General features: G+C 60.9%; 20 protein-coding genes. 9 read left to right on the top strand and 11 right to left on the bottom strand.

Annotated elements, in window-relative coordinates:
* Nucleotides 1-37 precede the first annotated feature (37 nt).
* Together MWU38_RS02305 and MWU38_RS02300 are read left to right on the top strand one after the other, a co-directional pair.
* The gene (locus MWU38_RS02305; RefSeq protein ID WP_247270214.1) at nt 38-1,207 is read left to right on the top strand and encodes an alpha-hydroxy-acid oxidizing protein; all 1,170 of its coding nucleotides are present in this window, start codon (nt 38-40) and stop codon (nt 1,205-1,207) included.
* A 137-nt stretch (nt 1,208-1,344) separates the two neighbouring features.
* Nucleotides 1,345-1,506: a hypothetical protein gene (locus tag MWU38_RS02300; protein ID WP_247270213.1), complete on the top strand. Its 162-nt coding sequence runs from the start codon at nt 1,345-1,347 to the stop codon at nt 1,504-1,506.
* 51 nt (nt 1,507-1,557) lie between these two features.
* Here the strand turns inward: MWU38_RS02300 and MWU38_RS02295 are convergent, their stop codons facing one another.
* Both MWU38_RS02295 and MWU38_RS02290 read right to left on the bottom strand, forming a co-directional pair.
* On the bottom strand, nt 1,558-3,009 hold the full coding sequence (locus MWU38_RS02295) for an NAD-dependent succinate-semialdehyde dehydrogenase (protein ID WP_247270212.1): 1,452 nt from the start codon (nt 3,007-3,009) through the stop codon (nt 1,558-1,560).
* Between the two features lie 61 nt (nt 3,010-3,070).
* Nucleotides 3,071-3,538, bottom strand: a complete 468-nt coding sequence (locus tag MWU38_RS02290; protein WP_247270211.1) for an Lrp/AsnC family transcriptional regulator — start codon at nt 3,536-3,538, stop codon at nt 3,071-3,073.
* Between the two features lie 134 nt (nt 3,539-3,672).
* Between MWU38_RS02290 and ald the strand changes: the two genes are divergently transcribed.
* The 4 genes from ald (at nt 3,673) to MWU38_RS02270 (ending at nt 7,273) form a co-directional block, all read left to right on the top strand.
* Entirely contained in the window at nt 3,673-4,758 is a 1,086-nt protein-coding gene (ald, locus tag MWU38_RS02285) for an alanine dehydrogenase (protein ID WP_247270210.1), read from the top strand.
* A 72-nt stretch (nt 4,759-4,830) separates the two neighbouring features.
* Nucleotides 4,831-5,937 (top strand): S-(hydroxymethyl)glutathione dehydrogenase/class III alcohol dehydrogenase, encoded by a 1,107-nt coding sequence (locus tag MWU38_RS02280; RefSeq protein WP_247270209.1) that lies wholly within the window; start codon nt 4,831-4,833, stop codon nt 5,935-5,937.
* The gene (fghA, locus tag MWU38_RS02275) at nt 5,937-6,773 is read left to right on the top strand and encodes an S-formylglutathione hydrolase (protein ID WP_247270208.1); all 837 of its coding nucleotides are present in this window, start codon (nt 5,937-5,939) and stop codon (nt 6,771-6,773) included. The genes MWU38_RS02280 and fghA overlap by 1 nt, the downstream gene beginning before the upstream one ends.
* Nucleotides 6,773-7,273 carry a prolyl-tRNA synthetase associated domain-containing protein gene (locus tag MWU38_RS02270; RefSeq protein WP_247270207.1) on the top strand — a complete coding sequence of 167 codons (501 nt, stop codon included), beginning with the start codon at nt 6,773-6,775 and terminating at the stop codon, nt 7,271-7,273. The genes fghA and MWU38_RS02270 overlap by 1 nt, the downstream gene beginning before the upstream one ends.
* On the opposite strand, the gene MWU38_RS02265 is transcribed toward MWU38_RS02270, so the two are convergent.
* The 8 genes from MWU38_RS02265 to tsaD all read right to left on the bottom strand — a co-directional run bounded on the left by MWU38_RS02265 (nt 7,270) and on the right by tsaD (nt 15,739).
* Nucleotides 7,270-8,280 carry a fumarylacetoacetate hydrolase family protein gene (locus MWU38_RS02265; protein ID WP_247270206.1) on the bottom strand — a complete coding sequence of 337 codons (1,011 nt, stop codon included), beginning with the start codon at nt 8,278-8,280 and terminating at the stop codon, nt 7,270-7,272. The two genes, MWU38_RS02270 and MWU38_RS02265, sit on opposite strands and share 4 nt — an antisense overlap.
* Entirely contained in the window at nt 8,277-8,924 is a 648-nt protein-coding gene (gene maiA / locus MWU38_RS02260) for a maleylacetoacetate isomerase (protein WP_247271225.1), read from the bottom strand. Before maiA ends, MWU38_RS02265 begins: the two co-directional genes overlap by 4 nt.
* A gap of 118 nt (nt 8,925-9,042) precedes the next feature.
* Complete coding sequence (locus tag MWU38_RS02255) at nt 9,043-9,399, bottom strand: response regulator (protein WP_247270205.1); 357 nt, start codon at nt 9,397-9,399, stop codon at nt 9,043-9,045.
* Between the two features lie 90 nt (nt 9,400-9,489).
* Nucleotides 9,490-10,074 carry a helix-hairpin-helix domain-containing protein gene (locus MWU38_RS02250; protein WP_247270204.1) on the bottom strand — a complete coding sequence of 195 codons (585 nt, stop codon included), beginning with the start codon at nt 10,072-10,074 and terminating at the stop codon, nt 9,490-9,492.
* 107 nt (nt 10,075-10,181) lie between these two features.
* Nucleotides 10,182-11,795: a von Willebrand factor type A domain-containing protein gene (locus tag MWU38_RS02245; RefSeq protein WP_348646858.1), complete on the bottom strand. Its 1,614-nt coding sequence runs from the start codon at nt 11,793-11,795 to the stop codon at nt 10,182-10,184.
* A gap of 295 nt (nt 11,796-12,090) precedes the next feature.
* Nucleotides 12,091-13,662: a lipopolysaccharide biosynthesis protein gene (locus tag MWU38_RS02240; RefSeq protein ID WP_348646857.1), complete on the bottom strand. Its 1,572-nt coding sequence runs from the start codon at nt 13,660-13,662 to the stop codon at nt 12,091-12,093.
* Nucleotides 13,663-13,673: 11 nt separating this feature from the next.
* Complete coding sequence (locus MWU38_RS02235) at nt 13,674-14,687, bottom strand: NAD(P)H-dependent glycerol-3-phosphate dehydrogenase (protein WP_247270203.1); 1,014 nt, start codon at nt 14,685-14,687, stop codon at nt 13,674-13,676.
* On the bottom strand, nt 14,684-15,739 hold the full coding sequence (gene tsaD, locus MWU38_RS02230; protein ID WP_247270202.1) for a tRNA (adenosine(37)-N6)-threonylcarbamoyltransferase complex transferase subunit TsaD: 1,056 nt from the start codon (nt 15,737-15,739) through the stop codon (nt 14,684-14,686). The genes MWU38_RS02235 and tsaD overlap by 4 nt, the downstream gene beginning before the upstream one ends.
* A gap of 87 nt (nt 15,740-15,826) precedes the next feature.
* Here tsaD and hemC point away from each other — a divergent pair, with 87 nt between their 5' ends.
* The 3 genes from hemC to MWU38_RS02215 all read left to right on the top strand — a co-directional run bounded on the left by hemC (nt 15,827) and on the right by MWU38_RS02215 (nt 18,443).
* Entirely contained in the window at nt 15,827-16,738 is a 912-nt protein-coding gene (hemC, locus tag MWU38_RS02225; protein ID WP_281494578.1) for a hydroxymethylbilane synthase, read from the top strand.
* Nucleotides 16,739-16,748: 10 nt separating this feature from the next.
* The gene (locus MWU38_RS02220; protein WP_247270201.1) at nt 16,749-17,426 is read left to right on the top strand and encodes a uroporphyrinogen-III synthase; all 678 of its coding nucleotides are present in this window, start codon (nt 16,749-16,751) and stop codon (nt 17,424-17,426) included.
* Nucleotides 17,427-17,498: 72 nt separating this feature from the next.
* Nucleotides 17,499-18,443, top strand: coding sequence for a hypothetical protein (locus tag MWU38_RS02215; RefSeq protein ID WP_247270200.1), 945 nt, complete (start codon nt 17,499-17,501; stop codon nt 18,441-18,443).
* Nucleotides 18,444-18,446: 3 nt separating this feature from the next.
* Here the strand turns inward: MWU38_RS02215 and MWU38_RS02210 are convergent, their stop codons facing one another.
* Nucleotides 18,447-19,676, bottom strand: a complete 1,230-nt coding sequence (locus MWU38_RS02210; RefSeq protein WP_247270199.1) for an FAD-dependent monooxygenase — start codon at nt 19,674-19,676, stop codon at nt 18,447-18,449.
* Between the last annotated feature and the right edge of the window lie 40 nt (nt 19,677-19,716).

The raw sequence follows: 19,716 nt of genomic DNA, 5'->3' as shown, positions 1-19,716 counted from the left end.
TTTCCCGAACAACACGGACAAGGGAGAGAGAGGCCCGATGCACAATTTTGGCGGGATGCAAAACGAGATCTACAACGCTGGCTTGCAGGGAATTTTGCCCGATTATCCGGTGGATTTCGCAACGCTTGAAAAGCGCGGCCAACAGGCGCTGGGTGAAATGCTCACCAATTATGTCGCGGGCGGTTGCGGGGATGAGCATACGCAGGACAGCAATTCGGGCGCATTCCATCACTGGGGCATGGTGCCGCGCATGATGGTCGATTGCACCGAGCGCGATCTGTCGATCGACCTGTTCGGGATGAAGCTTAAAAGCCCGCTGTTCATGGCCCCCATCGGCCTTAACGGAGAGGCGACACAGGATCGCCACGGCGATATGGCCGCCGCGCGCGCGTCTGCCCAATCGGGGGTTCCGTTCTGCGTCTCGACCCTTGGCAACGATCCGATGGAGGACGTGTTCGAGCAATGCGGCGATACGCCCGCCTTCTTCCAGCTTTACACCCCGCGCAATCGCGAACTGGCGCAAAGCCTCATCAAACGGGCGGAGGCCTCGGGCGCTAAAGCGATTGTGGTGACGCTCGACACCTGGCTCACCGGTTGGCGACCGCGCGATCTCAACGCATCCAACTTTCCACAATTGCGCGGCAAGGTGATGCAGAACTACTTCACCGATCCGGTCTTTCGCAGCCTTCTGGAAAAACCGCCCGAGGAAGACCCCAAGGCCGCGATCATGATGTTTGCAGCGATCTTCGGGCAGGTCCTTACGTGGGAAGATATGGAATGGTTCAAATTGGTCACGGACCTGCCGATTGTGCTTAAAGGAATTTGCCATCCCGATGATGCGCGCAAAGCCATCGATCACGGCGCGGATGCAATTTATTGCTCGAACCACGGCGGGCGGCAGGCCAACGGCGGGATCGCGACGATCGACCTGCTCGCCGATGTGGTGGCCGCATCGGGCGACACGCCGGTCCTCTTCGACAGCGGCATCCGTTCCGGTTCTGATGCGGTAAAGGCATTGGCCCTCGGCGCGACAGCAGTGGGGGTAGGGCGGCCTTACACCTACGGGCTCGCGATTGGCGGAGCCGAGGGCGCGGCATGGGTGCTTCGCTGTATTCTGGCCGAGGCCGATTTGATGATGGCGGTCAACGGTTATCCCGACCTGGCGGCTGTTCGCGAAGCGGGGGCACAGCGCACCGACGGTGCATAAGTGTTCGTACCTATGACGTGCTGACTTGACAAACGTTGTAAAAATTTTGCGCGGGCGTCAATTTCCGACTCAGTTTTGCGCAGGACAGGTGTTGACTTACCCCGAAATCAACAACGCGACTCGGGGACGCGAAACAAATGGAACGACCAACGATTATCTCGTCTGGCCCGGACGCCATGGGCCGCACGGTGTGTTTCGGTAATGAAAGCTCACGCCGTGCGCGTTACGGACGCATTCGTCCAATGACGCCCAAGAGTGCGCTCGCACGCTTTAACTCCAGCGTTCTGGGCACACGCTGACCCAACGAGGGTCGAACGCTCTGCATCAAATATCCGTTGGCTTTGAATGGCTCACGGCGCCGATTTGGCGACCGTGACCAATTTCGTCTCGGTATAGCCGAGATATCCCTCGACCCCGCTTTCGGAACCAAACCCGCTGTCGCCGGTCCCGCCAAACGGGGTTTCGGGCGAGCCCACCGCAAAGTGGTTGATCGCAACCATACCTGCCCGCAGCGAATTGCCGAGGTAGTGGCTTTCATCGAGCGAGCTGGTGAAAGCGTAAGCAGCGAGCCCGTAGCGCAGGGAATTGGCGATCCCTACGGCCTCTTCGATGCTGTCATAGGGCACGATCCCTGCAACCGGGCCAAAGGGTTCCTCGGTCATCATCCGGCTGTCGGGCGATGGCGCGGCAATGATGGTCGGCGCAAAGAAATGGCCCGGCCCTTCAATCGCTGAGCCGCCCGAGACAATCTCACCTTGCGCGCCGCCCATGGACGACATGAGATCCTCCATCGCGGCAACCCGGCCAGCGTGGGCGAGCGGGCCCATGTCGACGCTGTCATCCTTGCTCGCATCGCCGACCTTGAGTTTTTGTGATCTTGCGGAAAATTCGGCGACGAATTTGTCGTAAATGCCGCGCGCCACGAGGAAGCGGGTGGGGCTGACGCACACTTGCCCGGCATTGCGGAACTTGGTCGCAGCACAGGCCGCGACAGTGCGCTCGAAATCTGCGCTTTCGCCAATCACAACAGGCGCATGGCCGCCAAGCTCGGGCGTGTAACGCTTGAGCCCTTGCGCGGCGAGCGCGCCCAAATGGCGGCCCACCGCGGTGGAGCCGGTGAAGCTCACTTTACGCGGGATGGGCGAGGCAATGAGATGCTCTGAAATCATCGCAGGATCGCCGTAAACAACGTTGAGGACGCCTGATGGAAGACCCGCATCGACAAAGCACTCGGCGAGCATTTGCGCACAGGCAGGTGTTGTCTCGGCAGGTTTCAGGATCGCGCTGCACCCGGCGGAAAGCGCGCCCGCGATTTTCTTGGCAGGCAGATTGATCGGGAAGTTCCACGGCGTCAGCAGGATCGCCGGACCCACGGGTTCCTGCGTCACGCGTTGTTCAAGCAGGTTGTTGCTGCGCACCGGCACAAGCCGCCCGCCCTGACGCTTTGCTTCTTCTGCAAGGAAGTCGATGAGATCAGCCGCGCCCTTCGTCTCGCCCAGAGCTTGCGCGTGCGGTTTGCCCATTTCGAGCGTCATGACCCGCGCAATCACCTCCGCGCGCTCGCGCAGCAGATCGGCGGCGCGGCGAATGATGCGATAGCGTTCAATCGCAGGAGTGTTCGACCAGACCGGGAAAGCTTCTCCCGCCGCGGCGAGCGCTGCATCCAGTTGCTCTTTCGATGCCTTTGGCGCGCTCCCGACCTTTTGCTCGTCGGCAGGGTTGATGATCGGCATCGACCCTTCGCCGCCATCCGCAACCCAGTCAGAACCGATAAGCATCTTGATTGTGGGATAGGCGGTCATAGGATTTCCTTCGAAGGGTTTGGTTGCAGTCGTAACCAAGTTAGCATTGCGCTCGCTCGTTTCAATCCTGCCATCCGGGCGGGAGGCGTCTTTCGACCACTTTGCGAAGGACAAATCCGGTCTCCATCCGCGAGACGCCAGGCAGCTTGGACAATTCCTCGCGGTGGATTTCCTCAAAGTGTTCGAGCGAACTGACGAGCACGGTGACGTAGTAATCGTCCGCCCCCGACATAAGCTCGCATTGTATGACAGAGGGGCTTTTGCGGATGGCGTCTTCAAAAGCACTCAAGACCTCATTGCTTTGCGAGGCGAGCGTGATCTTGAGATGAACCGTCACGCCAAAGCCGAGCGAGCCCATATTGATATCAGCGCCATATCCGCGAATAACGCCCGTCTCTTCAAGCTGGCGTTGTCGCCGCGCAATCGAAGTGGGCGAGCGGCCAATTTCTTCGCTCAATTGCTGATGGCTGGCGCGCCCTTCGTTGGCGAGCGCCTGAAGCAGCTTGCGGTCGACTGTGTCAAATTCCATGCAGGATTCCATTGTTTGGTATGAATACGGCGCTCGATAGCTGCAAGAAGTGGCATTTTCAATTCAAACTTCGCCGGGATTTTCCGTGCAGCTGCTTATATTATGCGTGGCACCGTTTGCGAATGGAGAGAACAATGCTTGTCGGTGTCCCCAAGGAAATCAAGAACCACGAATACCGCGTCGGCCTGACGCCAGAATCTGCACGCGAATATATCGCGGCCGGCCATCAGGTGATGGTGCAAACCGGCGCTGGCCTCGGCATCAGCAAGACCGACGATGACTACCGCGCAATTGGCGCTCAAATCGTCGACACCGCCGAAGAAGTGTTCGCCAGCGCCCAGATGATCGTAAAGGTGAAAGAGCCGCAGCCATCCGAATGGGTGCAGCTTCGCGAAGACCAGATCCTCTTCACCTATCTCCACCTCGCGCCCGATCCCGATCAGGCGCGCGGCCTTATGGAAAGCGGCGTATCGGCTGTTGCCTACGAGACTGTCACCGGTCCGCGTGGCGGCCTTCCTTTGCTTGCTCCGATGAGCGAGGTCGCGGGCAGGCTGTCGATCGAAGCGGGCGCTCATGCCTTGCGTGCGCACAACGGCGGACGCGGGACCCTGATGGGCGGAGTTCCCGGAGTTCTGCCTGCAAAGGTCGTCATCCTCGGCGGCGGTGTCGTCGGGACACAAGCGGCCCGCATGGCCGTGGGATTGGGCGCGAATGTCGAGATATTCGACCGTTCCCTGCCCCGGCTGCGTGAACTGGACGAGATGTTCCAGGGCCGCGTCAGCACGCGGTATTCGACTGCGGGCACGATCGAACAGGCGCTGACCGATGCCGATGTCGTGATCGGCGCGGTGCTGATCCCCGGAGCAAGCGCGCCAAGCCTTGTCCCGCGCGAAGACCTGAAGATCATGAAGCCGCGCGCCGTGCTCGTCGACGTGGCGATCGACCAGGGCGGATGCTTCGAGACATCAAAGCCCACAACGCATGAAGAGCCGACCTATGAGGTCGACGGGATCATCCATTACTGCGTTGCCAATATGCCCGGCGCGGTGCCGCTTACCTCGAGCTATGCGCTCAATAATGCGACGCTTCCCTTCGGATTGGAGCTTGCAAACAAGGGCGTGGAAAAGGCCTGCGCCGACGACCCGCACCTTGCGCTTGGCCTGAATGTGCACAAGGGCAAGATTGCAAACGAAGTGGTCTCGCAAAGCCTCGGCTTCTGAACCAATGGGCGCACGCCTCCTTGACCCTGTCTCTTGCTTTGTCCAATGCAGGGACAAACGAGGAGAACATCAATGAAGACCAGAGCCGCCGTCGCCTTTGAAGCCAAGAAACCGCTTGAGATCGTTGAACTTGATCTTGAAGGGCCAAAGGCTGGCGAGGTTCTGGTTGAATTGATGGCAACCGGCATTTGCCACACCGACGCCTACACTCTGGACGGCCTCGATAGCGAAGGCATTTTCCCGAGCGTTCTTGGCCATGAAGGGTGCGGCGTGGTGCGCGAAGTGGGCCCGGGCGTTACCTCGGTTGCGCCCGATGATCACGTCATCCCGCTTTACACGCCGGAATGCGGCAAGTGTAAGTTCTGCCTCTCGGGCAAGACCAATCTGTGCCAGGCGATCCGCGTGACGCAAGGCCAGGGCCTGATGCCCGATGGTACCTCGCGCATGAGCTACAAGGGGGAGACGATCTACCACTACATGGGGTGTTCGACCTTCTCGAACTTTATCGTTCTGCCCGAGATTGCCGTTGCGAAAATCCGTGAGGACGCGCCTTTTGATACGACATGCTATGTCGGGTGCGGTGTTACGACCGGCGTTGGCGCGGTGACCAACACCGCGAAGGTTCAGCCCGGCGACAATGTGGTGGTGTTCGGCCTTGGCGGGATTGGCCTTAACGTCATCCAGGGCGCGAAGATGGCGGGCGCGAACCGTATTGTCGGCGTCGATATCAACAATTCGAAACGCGAATGGGGCGAGAAATTCGGCATGACCGATTTCGTCAACCCCAAGGAAACCTCCGATGTGGTCGCGCATCTGGTCGAGATGCTCGATGGCGGTGCGGATTATTCCTTCGATTGCACGGGCAATACCGATGTCATGCGCGATGCGCTGGAGTGTTGTCACAAGGGGTGGGGCACCAGCATCATCATCGGCGTTGCCGAGGCGGGCAAGGAAATCTCGACCCGGCCCTTCCAACTGGTGACGGGCCGCAATTGGCGCGGGACCGCGTTTGGCGGGGCAAAGGGACGCACCGACGTGCCAAAGATCGTCGACTGGTACATGAACGGCAAGATCGAGATCGACCCGATGATTACCCACCGCCTGAGCCTTGAAGAGATCAACAAGGGTTTTGACCTGATGCACGCAGGCGAGAGTATCCGCAGCGTCGTTGTTTTTTGATGGAGACGATTTCAAAAACGCGCTCGCATGGCGGCACCCAGTGGGTCTGTTCGCACGCGTCCGAGGCGACGGGCACGGACATGACCTTTGCGGTGTTCGTGCCCGACCATAAGCCGGACGAGCGGCTGCCTGTGCTTACCTATCTGTCGGGTCTTACCTGCACCCATGCCAATGTCATGGAAAAGGGCGAATACCGCGCCGCTTGCGCCAAGCACGGGATCATCCTTGTCGCCCCTGATACAAGCCCGCGCGGCGACGACGTGCCCGATGCCGAGGATGAGTATGACTTTGGCAAGGGCGCCGGCTTCTACGTCGATGCGACGCAGGAGCCGTGGGCGCAACATTACCGGATGCGCAGCTATATCGAGAATGAGCTTCCTGCGCTCATCGCTGCGAATTTCCCGGTCGACACTGCGCGCCAGAGCATAACGGGCCATTCCATGGGCGGACACGGCGCGCTTACGATTGCGCTTCGCAATCCAGACCGCTTCCGATCAGTCAGTGCGTTTGCGCCGATTGTTGCGCCGATTGAGGTTCCGTGGGGCAAGAAGGCGCTGGGTCGTTATCTGGGCGATGATGAGGGCGCATGGCGCGAGTATGATGCGGTCGCCCTGATCGAGGATGGCGCACGCGTGCCCGAACTCTTGGTGGATCAGGGGACGGCGGACAATTTCCTCGAGGAACAGCTTCAAACCCACCGGCTTGAACAGGCTTGCGCTTCGGCTGGCATCAATACCGAGATCCGGATGCAGGAGGGGTATGACCACTCCTATTTCTTCATCTCCAGCTTCCTGGCCGATCACATCGCATGGCACGCGGCGCGGCTAAAAGGCTGATGGCGGCGGACCCGGAAGAAAAGCTTTACGCCGACTGCCGCACGTTAGGCATTGCTTACGAGGTTTTTGAACACGAGGTCGTTTTCACGGTCGAGGAAAGCCGCGCGATCAAGACCGATATTGCGTGCCTGCATACGAAGAACCTGTTTCTGAAGGATGCAGGCGGGGCGTTCTTTCTTCTGACTGTTCCGGCTGAGGCGCGCATTGATCTAAAGCGCGTGCACCCGATCCTTCATTGCCGCCGCCTGAGCTTTGGCAAGGCAGAGGCGATGGAGGAGCTTATCGGGGTCACGCCCGGCTCTGTCACACCGCTGGCCATGATTAACGCCGAACCCGGCGCGATTACACTTGTGCTTGACCAAAGCCTCGCGGGTGATGAGCCGGTCGGCGTTCACCCCTTGCGCAACACGGCGACGGTGACGCTCAACGGCACCGATATTCTGAGGCTCGCGCGCCACTGGGGACACGAGCCTCAGATCGCTGATCTGCCGAAGCTTTAGGCTTCAACCACCGTCTGCTCGATCGCGCCGAAGATCGAGTGGTTGTCTTTATCGCGCATCTCGACCTTCACCGTATCGCCCGGCGACATGAAGGGCGTGGTGGGTTCTCCATTGGCAATCGTCTCGATCATGCGGATTTCGGCGATGCAGGAATAGCCAAGGCCGCCTTCGGAGACAGGCTTGCCCGGGCCGCCATCGCTGCCCTTGTTCGAAATCGTGCCAGAGCCGATGATTGAACCTGCACACAAAGGCCGCGTCTTGGCGGCGTGCGCCACAAGCTGCGCCATGTTGAACGTCGCATCGACGCCCGCCTCGGCGCGCCCGAAAGGTTCGCCGCGATAGTCCACCATCAGTGGCAGGTGGATGAGATTGTCTTTCCACGCATCGCCCAGCTCGTCGGGAGTGACAGCGACGGGGCTAAAGGCGCTTGACGGCTTCGACTGGAAAAAGCCGAAGCCCTTGGCAAGCTCGCCCGGGATAAGGCCGCGCAAGGACACATCGTTCACCAGCATGATAAGCTTGATGTGGCTCGCTGCATCTTCGACCGAGACGCCCATCGGCACGTCATCGACGATCACGGCCACTTCGCCTTCCATATCGCAGCCCCACTTGGTGTCGCCCAAGGGGATATCGGCACGCGGGGGCAGGAAGCTGTCCGAGCCGCCCTGATACATCAGCGGATCGTGGTAAAAGCTTTCGGGCACCTCGGCATTGCGAGCTTTGCGTACCAGTTCGACGTGGTTGATATAGGCGCTGCCATCGGCCCATTGATAAGCGCGGGGCAAAGGCGAGTGCGCCTGGCGTTCGTGGAAACGCTCACACGGCACCGCTTCGTGTTCGACATCGGTGGCGAGCAATTCAAGTTCAGGCGCAACCCGCGCCCAATTGTCGAGCGCCGCCTGCATGGTGGGCGCGATATAGCCCGCCGCACAGCAGCGGGTGAGGTCTTTGGAAACCACCACCAGTTTGCCGTCGCGTGTGCCATCATTCAGGGTTGCAAGCTTCATTGAGCGGTCCTCTCAGGATTGTCGATTTGATTGTCAGGATGGGCGCGCTGGAACTCTGGAAGAGCAAGGCACGCCGCCTCGATACGGGTGATATGCGGGCTGTCGCCAAGGTCAAAAGCGAAACGCCGCGCGTTATAGAGTTGGGGGAGCAGCACGACCTCGAAAAGGCCGGGCGCATCGAACAGGAAATCGCCCGTGCCAAGTTGCGACAGGCGCTGTTCAACCGGCGCAAGCGTGCGGGCGAGCCAGTGGCGATACCAGATGTCGATCTCGTCCTGCGATTTGCCGTATTCGTTCCTGAGATATTTCAGAACGGGCAGGTTCAGGGGCGCGTGAAGCTCGGTCGCGATGGCGTAGGTAAGCTCGCGCGCGGTGAAGCGATCTTCGATATTGGCAGGCAGGAGCGGGCGATCGGGATAGGCTTCATCGAGCCACTCGATCTGCGCCATGCTCTGCGCGCGGTCGCGGCCATCGGCTTGCAGCAGGGGAACGCTGCCAAACGGGTTGTGCGATGTGTAGCTTGCATCCTTCTGCTCGGATTTGAGCAGGTTTACCGGCACATTCTCATATTCGAGGCCCTTGAGCTCCAGAGCGATGCGCAAGCGGTAACTTGTCGAACTGCGGAAATAGCCGTGAACTTTCAACCGTCTCGCTCCCCTTTGCGGCGCGTTTCGGACAGTTGAGATACCGTCCATGAAACTCAGCGGGTATGTAGGATAGCGACAGGTTGGTTTCAATTGAAACCGCGTCGATCGCCCGCGATCACTGCGGGTCTAGCGCCTCTTCCACCGCATTGAGCATGCTCGTGGGAGGACACGGCTTGATGCGGACGACCGCCTCGGGAAAGCGGGCCGCGATCTCTTTCTGGGAAAGACTGCCAGTGTGAAAGACCACAGGCACATCTTCGTCTTTCAGCTTGCGGGCAAAGGAAAACACGTTTCCATCGCTCAGCTCCACATCAAGGATTGCAAGGTCAGGCTTCTCTTTCTGAAACGCCAGCATCGCATCCGAAACGCCCGGATGCGGCCCCTCGACACGGAAGCCCGCTGCCTCAAAGGTTTCAGCAAGATCATAAGCCAGAATGGCTTCGTCTTCGGCAATCAAAATCCTTTGGCCCATTGTGCGCCTTCCTTTCCGATTCTGACCCCTGACATGTGAAGCGTAACAGAAAATTGACGCTTGACCTAAATCAAAATCAAGAAGGGCACCTTACCCATTGTTTCCAAACGTTTTACTGAACCCGCTTTCGTCCCCGGCGCTAAGCAGTTTTGCTTGCTCGACCCATTGATCGCGCACGATCCGCCCGCTGAACCGTCCCAGAGTCGCATCGACGCGCTGGACATCGGCATCGGTCCACGCCGCGATCTGGGCAAAGGTGGTGATGCCTTGCTCATTGAGCATCGTCACAAGCTTCGGACCAACGCCTTTGATGCGCTTCAGGTCATCTCCCTCAGTCGAGGGCGCAGGAGCAGGCTTGACCTCTTCGGGGGCCTCTTTCGTCGGAGCGATTGCCGGTCCTGCCTCTGCGTCGGCTGATGCTGGCGCTGCGGCGATTGTATCCGAATTGGCAACGGCTGACGTTTCGCCGGTCGTAATCTCAACCGAGCGCGGCGCATCGATCAGCGCCTGGTTGCGTGCCGCCGGACTCGACCCCTCGTCGAGCACATCGCCTTCGGTCTTATCGACGATTCTGGTCTTGCGCGACGCTCTGATCAGGCCCCAGACTACGATCAGGAACGCGATCGCGAGCAGGATAAGGGGAAGGGCTTCTTGGAAAGTCGCAGGCATGGTCATGGATGTTCATTCCTGTAAGGCTAGAAAAAAATTGATTTCCGGCGCCTTAGCAGGATGAACCATGCAAGGGGTAGTCCCCAAGGTGACGAGCCCGGTTTGTGACCGGTTTACCCCCCGCCGCGTGCGCTCGAGCTGGCAGCACCTGCGAGCGCGTTGAGTTCAAGGAACTCCTGCCGCCAGAAGTTCGCCTGACGCCCGGCGAGCGTGCCGACATCATCGTGGCTAAAGTCCATCATAAGCTCATCCCCGCGCAAAAGTTGACCATAAGCGGCAACCGCAGCGGCAAAGGCAAAGTCACCGCGCGGGGCCCGCGCGGAGGTGAAAGCGTCGGCCATCACCTGTTTTTCAATCAGGCGCGAGCGCGAGCCTGTGGGCAGTTTATACCGCAGCTTCACGTTGGCCGCCTCAACAATCCGGTCTGTCGCAGCGCGTGCGGGTTGGTCTTCATAGCGGCGCGGGGCGATCCAACCCTTTGTGCCTGTGGGCACGACTTCGTAAATGGCGGTCACCTGATGCCCTGCGCCAATGTCGCCTGCATCGACCTTGTCATTGTCGAAATCCTCTTCGCGCAGCGCGCGGTTCTCGTATCCGACTAGGCGATACTGGCTGATGACAGCGGGATTGAACTCGACCTGTATTTTGACGTCCTTGGCGATGGTGAAAAGCGTTGAACTCATTTCATCGCCCAGCACCTTTTTCGCCTCCAGCGCGCTGTCGATATAGGCGTAATTGCCGTTCCCGTGATTGGCGATCTGCTCCATCAGCGCTTCGTTGTAATTGCCCGTGCCAAAGCCAAGCGTTGTAAGCGTGATGCCGCGGTCGCGGTTTTTCTCGACCATCTCGACCAAAGCGTCCCGGTCCGACAGGCCGACATTGAAATCACCATCGGTTGCAAGGATCACGCGGTTGACGCCGCCTTCGATGAAATTGTCTTCGGCAATGTTGTAGGCAAGCTGGATCCCGGCGCCGCCAGCGGTTGAACCACCAGCGTTCAGGCTGTCGAGCGCGCGGCGGATTTTCGCGGTTGAATTGGTGGGTTCAAGCACGAGGCCAGCGGCTCCTGCATAAACCACGATGGAGACCCTGTCGTTCTCGCCAAGCTCGCCGGCAAGCCCCGACAGCGCAGTTTTGACGAGGGGCAACTTGTCAGCCTGGCCCATCGAGCCCGACACATCCATCAGGAATACAAGGTTGGCCGCCGGGCGTTCTTCTCGCGCAATGTCATAACCGCGAAGCCCGACGCGCATGAGATAGGTGTCGTCATTCCACGGCGTTCGGGCGACATCGATATTGGTGGTGAAGGGCGTCGATTTGTCCGACGGCCGGTCGTAATCATAGCGGAAATAATTGACCAATTCCTCGGTCCGCACCGCATCGCGCGGGGGCAGGTTGCCTTGCCGCAAAAAGCGCCGCGTATTGGCATAGGCGCCTGTATCGACATCGACGCTGAAAGTGCTCACGGGCTCTGCGTTGGTGAGTTTGACGGGCGATACTTCTTCACCGTCATAGCGTTCGCGGCCCGGGTCCTGCGGGACCATCACAGGCGGTGCGTAATAGGCGTCGGCGCTTTCCATCATGGCACGAGACCCGGTCACCACGACCTTTTGCGGCGAAGCCATCGCTGGCGGAGGGGGCGGCGGTGGAGGAGCTATGGCAACATCGTCCGATCCATCGCTGCAAGCGGCGAGCAGCCCGACATGGGCAAATACGACGCTGCCCAATATTACTACCTTACGCCCACGCCGCGTTTCTTGCCCAAATCCGTCTCGGTTATTCGTTGGCATCTTTCAGTCCTCCATTCCCACCCGAAAGGTGTGGCGCCTGATGCCTGTTGCAAACGCTGTGCCTTGCAACTTGCTGATTTTCCCCGGCATCGGACCACCCTCCATCTCGGGCCAAAACCCTGCTTGCCCCGCTTTGCAAGGTCACATTCGTTAGATGAACGGTGCATGAGTTGCGATGGACAACGACCGTGAAAGGGGAACAGGAAGGCTCGTCAAGCCGCAGAAATGTGCGCTATTTGGGCTGTGGTGAAGGCGGGTCTTCGTCGATGTCTGGAACGACCTTCTTGCGGAAAAGCACCTTGTCCGATTCGTCAAAGCCCCTTTTCCAGATGACCCACATATAGGTCGCCATGATCGCCGGACCGCCAATGGCCAGTTCCACCCATTCAGGGGTGTAGCGGGTGAAGAGGAAGCCCACGATGACCGCCGGTGCCGCCGCCCAGACAAGCGCCCAGCGAAGGTTCGACACCGGCGCTTTCAAGAGTGATTTGAGCACCGCTGCCTTGATAAAACTGGCCGCGCCCAGTGATATGAACAGAGCCGCCGCCGCGCCCGCTGCCTGAAAGCCTTCGGGATAGCCCATGCGCTGTGCCAGAAGGATGAACCCCACCGTCAGCGCGCCTTGCAGGGTAATAACGCCAACCGAGATCGCGAGGTTTCGCTTGCGCGCGATATAGACGAGCACGCTTTCCGAGACGACCGCCATCGAGGCGATAACTTCCGCTGCGAGCAGGATCGCAAGCGCGCCCGTTCCCCCGACAATCGCTGGCCCGCCAAGACCCATCACGCCTTCGCCCGGAATTGCCAGAGTGAGCGCGATGCCGAACTGCAAGGCGATGATCCAGAAACCGACCTGGCGCACCTGCGAGGCGATGGCTTCCATGTGTCCGGTCTTGAGGTTCTTTGTGATGACCGGGGCAAGGATGGGCTCGAAACTGGTTTTGAGCTTTTGCGGCAGGCTGACAACTTCCTTTGCAAACCAGTAGATGCCGACCGTCCCGGAGGATGTGGCCTGGCCCAGCAGGAATACGTCGAGCAGCCGCGTGCCGCGCTCGATCACATCGGCCCCGATGAGAGGCATGGCGCGCGATGTCATCCTGCCCAGATAACGCGGGCGCGGTCGCCACCCCTTGGGAAGGCCATAGGTTTTTAGAAACGACCAGAGCGCGGTGAAAAACGCGGCGTAAATCGCGCCGATAAAGGCAAGCGCAATTCCGCCACTCGAAAGCGCGGGGATAAAGAAAAGCGCGGCGACGAGGATCGATTTGACCCATGGTTCAACCAGTGCGCGCGCTCTGACCGTGGTTGCGATGTCGTATTTGAATGCTTGCGCTGCCAGCAGGATTTCAGTGAGCGCAAAGGCCGGGATTGCCGCAATCATCCACATGTCGAACGCGCTGCTGACCCCGCTGGGGAAGATTATCACCGGAAAGGCGATCAGGAGGAGGCAGGCAATGGCGGAGAATACCAGCGAGACCAGCATCGCATCGAACACCAGATTGGTCGGCGTTTCCTCGTGATCCTGAATGCCTTCGGTCAGCCGCTGTGCAAGGCCGCGTTTTTCCCCCAGCGCGCAGACGAGTGCGAAAATTTCCACCACCACAAAAGCAGCGGCGAATTTTCCCATCTCCTCAACGCCGTAAAGGCGAAAGCCGACGAAAAGAAACGGAAGCCCCCCGAGAAGCCGCAGCACGAAGCCGAGCGTGTTTGTTCGCCCGCCCTTGGCAAGCGTTGCCATATCGTCGCCGCCCTTTTCAGGGGGGAGAGCAGGAGGCTCGACGCTGGAAGGCGGAAGGGTGCTCAATCCCGGTCTGCCTAGCCCAGGTGCGTCTGATCGCCGGTCATTTCGGCGGTGAGGGGACGGGCAAGGAGCCGCGCCACGACGTCGCGAGGCGCTTCGCCTTCGAGGATGGCATTCACCGCGGCGGTGATCGGCATGGCAATCTGGCGCTCGCTCGCAAGCCCGGCGAGCACCGGCGCGGTGTGCGCGCCTTCTGCGACAGTGGTGCGGTCAGCCATGAGCTCTTTGGCCGAGCCACCTTCGCCCAACGCCTTGCCGAGCGAGAAATTGCGGCTTGAGGTTGAGGAGCAGGTCAGCACCAGATCGCCGAGGCCGCAAAGCCCCGCAAGCGTTTCGGCCTGCGCGCCAAGCGCCTCGCCAAAGCGCAGCATCTCGGCATAGCCGCGCGCAATCAGGGAGGCGCGCGCGTTCTGGCCAAGGCCAAGCCCGTCGACCACGCCGCAGGCAATAGCGAGCACGTTCTTGATCGAACCGCCGATTTCTGCGCCGGTCACATCGTCGGAATAATAGGGGCGGAAAGTGGCCCTCGCGATAGCGGGGGACAGCCGCTCCCACTGCGCGCGGCCACCTTCGCAGGCAAGCGTGACTGCGGTGGGAAGGCCGTCTGCCACTTCATGCGCGAAAGTCGGACCGGACAGAACCGCAATCTGGCTTCCGGGAGAAGCTGCGCGCGCGACATCGTTCATCAATCGCTGCGTGCCTGCCTCGATCCCTTTGGAGCACAGCACGAGGTCTTGCGGAGCCTTGGACAGTCCTTCGAGGACGCGGCCAAGAACCTGTGCAGGTGTCACCGCAAGAACGATATCGATCTCGGCAAATTCGGCGAGGTCGCCTGTTGCGCGAATGGTGGGGGACAGTTCGGCACCGGGCAGATAGCGCGGGTTGCGGTGCGAAGTGTTGACCGCATCGACCACATCGCTCTCATAAGCCCACAAAAGCACATCGCGCCCGTCGCTGCTTAACATCTGGGCAAGCGCCGTTCCCCAGGCGCCAGCGCCGATCACGCCGATCATTGATTTTGCGCTCATGCCTTCACTCCTGCCCCGCGCACCGCCTCTGCCTCGGGGTCAAGCGGCCAGCGCGGCCTTGCCTTGAGGTCCAGCGGATCGCCTTCAAAACTAGGCTCTGCGGTGAGGCGCTCGCAACCCGCCCATGCGATCATCGCCGCATTATCGGTGCATAGTTTCAAGGGCGGGGCGACAAATTGCATCTCGTGCCAGCTCGCAAGTTCCTCCAGCGCGCCGCGCACGGCCTTGTTTGCAGCAACGCCCCCTGCAACGACGAGAGCCGGATGCGCGCCTGCGATCGAGAGCGCCTTTTCGAGCCGGTCGATAAGGCAATCAATCGCCGCCTGCTGGAAACTGGCGGCGATATCGGCAGATGCGTGATCGCCGCTGTCATAGGCGCGCAGCACTGCGCTTTTGAGGCCGGCAAACGAGAAATGCGGTTCCTTTGAACCTTTAAGCGGGCGGGGCAGGGGCACGGCCTTCGCATCCCCTTCCAAGGCCAGTTTCTCGACCTGCGGCCCACCGGGATAGCCCAGCCCCAAAATCTTGGCGGTCTTGTCAAACGCCTCGCCCAGCGCATCATCAATCGTCGTCGCCAGGCGGCGGTATTTGCCAACGCCTTCAACGCTCAAAATCTGACAATGCCCGCCCGAAACAAGCAGCAGGAGATAGGGAAACCCGAGGCGCTCCTCCGCCAGACGCGGTGAAAGGGCGTGGCCCTCAAGGTGGTTCACCGCGACCAGCGGCTTGCCAGATGCCATTGCGAGCGCCTTGCCGCTTACAAGCCCGACCATCACCCCGCCGATGAGGCCCGGGCCGGCGGTCGCGGCAATGGCATCCACTTGGTCAAGTTTCATTCCGGCATCGCCCAGCACCGCCTCAATCATCGGGGCAAGCCGTTCTGCGTGGGCTCTGGCGGCAATTTCGGGCACCACGCCGCCATAGGGCGCGTGCTCTTCTTCCTGGCTCGCAATCCGTTCCGCCAGAATACGCCGGTCCGACGTGACCAGCGCAACCGCAGTTTCATCGCAGGAGGATTCGATCCCCAATACTATGTGTGGGCGAGAGCTCATGGCGCTTCCATCTAGTGTGTGCGCGCGCTAGAGCAAGCGTGACGGGAGACTGGACTGGTGAGTAATAGGCAGGAAGGCGCGGTAAAACTGCGCCTCGGCACACGCAATTCGCCGCTTGCAATGGCGCAGGCCTACGAGACGCGGGCGAGATTGTGCGCGGCGCATGGATGGACCGAGGACGAGGTCGAACTGGTCCCTGTTCTGGCAAGCGGTGACAAGGTCCTCGACCGCCCTCTGGCCGAAATCGGTGGCAAGGCGCTGTGGACCAAGGAACTTGACGTGTGGCTTGCCGAAGGGCGGATCGATGTCTCGGTCCACTCGGCCAAGGATGTCGAGACGATCCGGCCCGATGTGTTTGAATTCGGCGCCGTTCTGCCGCGCGCGGACCGACGCGATTGCCTTGTCGGCGCATCCAGCATTGCCGCAATCCCTGAAGGCGCGGTTGTGGGCACATCGGCTCCGCGCCGCGCATCGCAACTGCTCAACCTGCGCCCTGATTGCACGGTCGTCACCTTTCGCGGGAATGTAGCGACAAGGCTTGGCAGGCTTGAGGCGGGCGAGGCGGATGTGACGTTCCTTGCGGCGGCCGGGCTTGAGCGTCTGGGGCAAAGCGAAGTGGGCGCGCCTCTGGAAGCCGACGAATGGATCCCCGCCGCAGCGCAAGGGGCGATCACCCTCGAATGCCGCGCGGATGACGCATCGACCAAGGCGGCGCTGGCGGCAATCGACGACCACGGCACGCGGGCAGAGCTTGAGGCCGAACGCGCGCTTTTGGCTGAGCTGGGCGGCACGTGTCATTCACCGGTGGCTGTTTTGTGCCAGCCCGGTGGTGAGGGGCTGACCATGCGCGCCGCTCTGTTCAGCCCCGATGGCACCGAGCGGATCGAGGGCGAGGCGATGTTCGACGCGCTGGATCTGGCTCCGGTGAGGGCTCTGGCAAAGGACCTTCTCGCCCGTGCCACTCCCGGTATCCGGCCCCATTTTAGCGGCGCGGATTAGGGCTGCGTTGATGGGCGGCATGATCCTTGTGGTTCGCCCTGAGCCCGGTCTTGGCGCAACGCTTCGTGCAGCTGAGGAGATGGGGCTCAACGCGGTTGGCTATCCTTTGTTCGAAATCCGCGCGGTTCGCTGGGAATGTCCCGACCCGGCCCAGGTCGACGCGCTTCTCATCGGTAGCGCCAATGTCTTTCGCCATGCGGGCGAGGCTCTTTCTAAGCTCACCGGCAAACCCGTCTATGCCGTTGGCGCCACCACAGCAGACGCAGCGCGCGCGGCGGGGTTTGCAGTCGCCGATGTTGGCACGGGCGGATTGCAAAATGTGCTGGGCGACGTGCCTTCCGGAACGCGGCTCCTGCGGCTGGCGGGCGCGGAACACGTGCCGCTTCACGCTCCCGAAGGCGTCACCGTCCTGACCGCCGTCACCTATGAAGCGGTCCCTCTCGAACTTCCCGAACCCATGCGCGCGCTTCAGGATCTGGGGCTTACCGTGCTCCTCCATTCGGCCGCCGCAGCGCGCCAGTTTGATGCCGAAGCGAGGCGCCTCGCGCTCCACCGTGCGCGCATCGACCTCGTCGTGATTGGCCCACGTGTGGCCGATGCTGCGGGTACAGGGTGGGCGAATATCCACGTTTCTCCTGCCCCAAATGACCGTGCAATGTTGGAATTGGCGCAAGCCATGTGCATATAGATGTAACAAACCCGCATGTTCTCCGTGAGGGTAGGAGAAATCGTAAGAACGGGCACGCAAGGTAATCTTGGTATGGACTCAAAATTTGGCAGCCGCAGAAAACCAGCCTCGACGGGGCGGTTTTTGTTCGCTGCAATGGCCTCTTTCGGATTTGGCGGCGCGCTTGTCGGCTATGTTGTTTGGTACAACTACCAGTCGGACGAGCCTGCGGCTGTCGCTGCGCCCGCCGTGCCCGAACTGCCCGCTGCACAGCAGGTTGACGGAGAGCCGCCCGCAACCCCTGCCGCGTCGGCATCACCTACGCCGTTGGCCGAAGCGGTCGCTGCTCTCGAAGACGGCGACACCGAGGGCGCAGCCGAAGTTGTGCGCGGCGTTGTCGATCAACAAGGCGGCATAGACCAGCGCCTCGCTGCGGCCGAACAGCGCCTCGCGCGTCTCGACCTTCAAGCGCAGGCGGCCGCCGGTAACGCGGCGCGCGCGGAAGGTTTGCTGATCGCTTTCGCCACACGGCGCGCGGTCGAACGCGGCGCGGAGCTTGGCTATCTCGCCGATCAATTGCGCCTGCGATTTGCCGACCAATGGCCCAATGCGGTGAGCACAATCATCAGCTTCAGCCGCGATCCCTTGCGCATCGACAACCTTACGGCGCGGCTCGACGGATTGGGACCGCAATTGGTGAAGCAGGAAGAAGGCGTCAGCTGGGACCGGATCCAGCGCGAGTTCAGCGAATTATTCGTCGTACGGCGCGAAAGCACCCCTTCGCCTCAGCCCGAATTGCGGCTGGAAAGGGCGCGCATCGCCTTGGAACAGGGGCGCTATCAAAACGCGATTGACGAGATCAAGGGTATGCCGGGCGCAGCGCAAGCGCAGGCGTGGATTGCCGATGCCGAGCGTTACAAATCCGCGATGGAAGCGCTTGAGGTGATCGAAACCGCCGCCGTGCTGGACCAGAGCGGGCTTCGCGATGGCGCTGGCAATGTGGTGGGTCAGCCAAGCCCGATTGACCGCGAGCAATAGGCTTTACGCCTTCAGCAGTTCCGGCAAATCGCCAGAAACGCCGCGCGCTTCATCCATGAAGAAGGTCTTGAGAAGCGGCGTGCGCTGTACTGCCGCCATGCCAAGGCGCCGCACCGCGCTCGCCGCACCAGTGGGCACGCCGAAAAGCCGTGTAAGGCCATCGGTGGCCAATGCGACCATGAAACTGTCGAGCCCGCGCCATGTCTCATACCGCTTGAGCAGCTCCGGATCGCCCGGATCAAGCCCGATCCGCGCCCCTTCGACAAGCACTTGCACAAGCGCGCCCACATCGCGCAGGCCCAGGTTGAGCCCCTGGCCTGCGATCGGGTGAATACCGTGCGCCGCATCGCCGATCAGAGCCAAACGCTCGCCGGTGATTTTCGCGGTGTGGTGAAAGCCCAAAGGCCAGCTTGAGCGCGCGCCCACGCTGGTCACTTCGCCCAGAATATCGCCCATGCGCTTTTGCACCTCGGCGATGAAGGCGCGCTCGCCAAGCTTGGTGACGCCCCGGCCGTCTTGCTCCGACACCGTCCAGACAAGGCTGGAGCGGTGGGTGCCGTCGGCATCGTCGTTCATCGGCAGCAGCGCGAATGGCCCTGCGGGATAGAAGATTTCCCATGCGACATTGCCATGCGGTTTGGAATGGGTGAGGCCGGCGATGATCGCGCGGTGTTTGTAATCCCATTTGGCAATCGTAATGCCTGCGCCGTCGCGTGTGGGCGATTGCCGCCCTTCGGCTGCAATCATCAGGCGGCCTTTCAATTTGCGACCATCCTCAAGAACGGCGGCAACGCCAAATTCGCTGCGCTGACGCTCTGCGATTTCGGCCCTGGACACCCAATGGATCAACGGCTCCTCTGCCGCCGCTTCAAAAAGCGCCAGGCGCAAGCGCCGGTTCGGGAACATCCGCCCCAATGTGCCTTCGTGCGGTTCAGGCGTGAAATCGAGACGCCCCGGCTTGTTCTGGTCGGTCACCGCAATGCTCGCGATGTCACAGGCGAAGGGTTCAAGATATTCGGCAATCCCGATGTTTTCGAACAGGTGCCAACTCGCGGTCGAGATCGCCGTTGCGCGATCATCGAACCCTTCCTTGGTGAGTTCAGCCGGGTCCGCGCGGTCGATCACATGGCTCGAAATGCCTTGTTTCGCGGCTGCAAGCGCGAGCGCCATGCCGACAAGGCCGCCTCCCAGAATGAGGAGATCGCGGGTTTCGTTTTCTGCTGATGTGCTCATTGCGCCTTCGTGTAACTCTTCAAGTGGCTCTTGCGAAGAC

Origin of the sequence: Qipengyuania sp. S6317L1, assembly GCF_023015615.1 — a bacterium.
In the GTDB taxonomy this organism is placed as follows: Bacteria; Pseudomonadota; Alphaproteobacteria; order Sphingomonadales; family Sphingomonadaceae; genus Erythrobacter.
The sequence above is the reverse complement of the archived record's forward strand: the minus strand, read 5'-3'. Positions and strand labels throughout refer to the sequence as shown.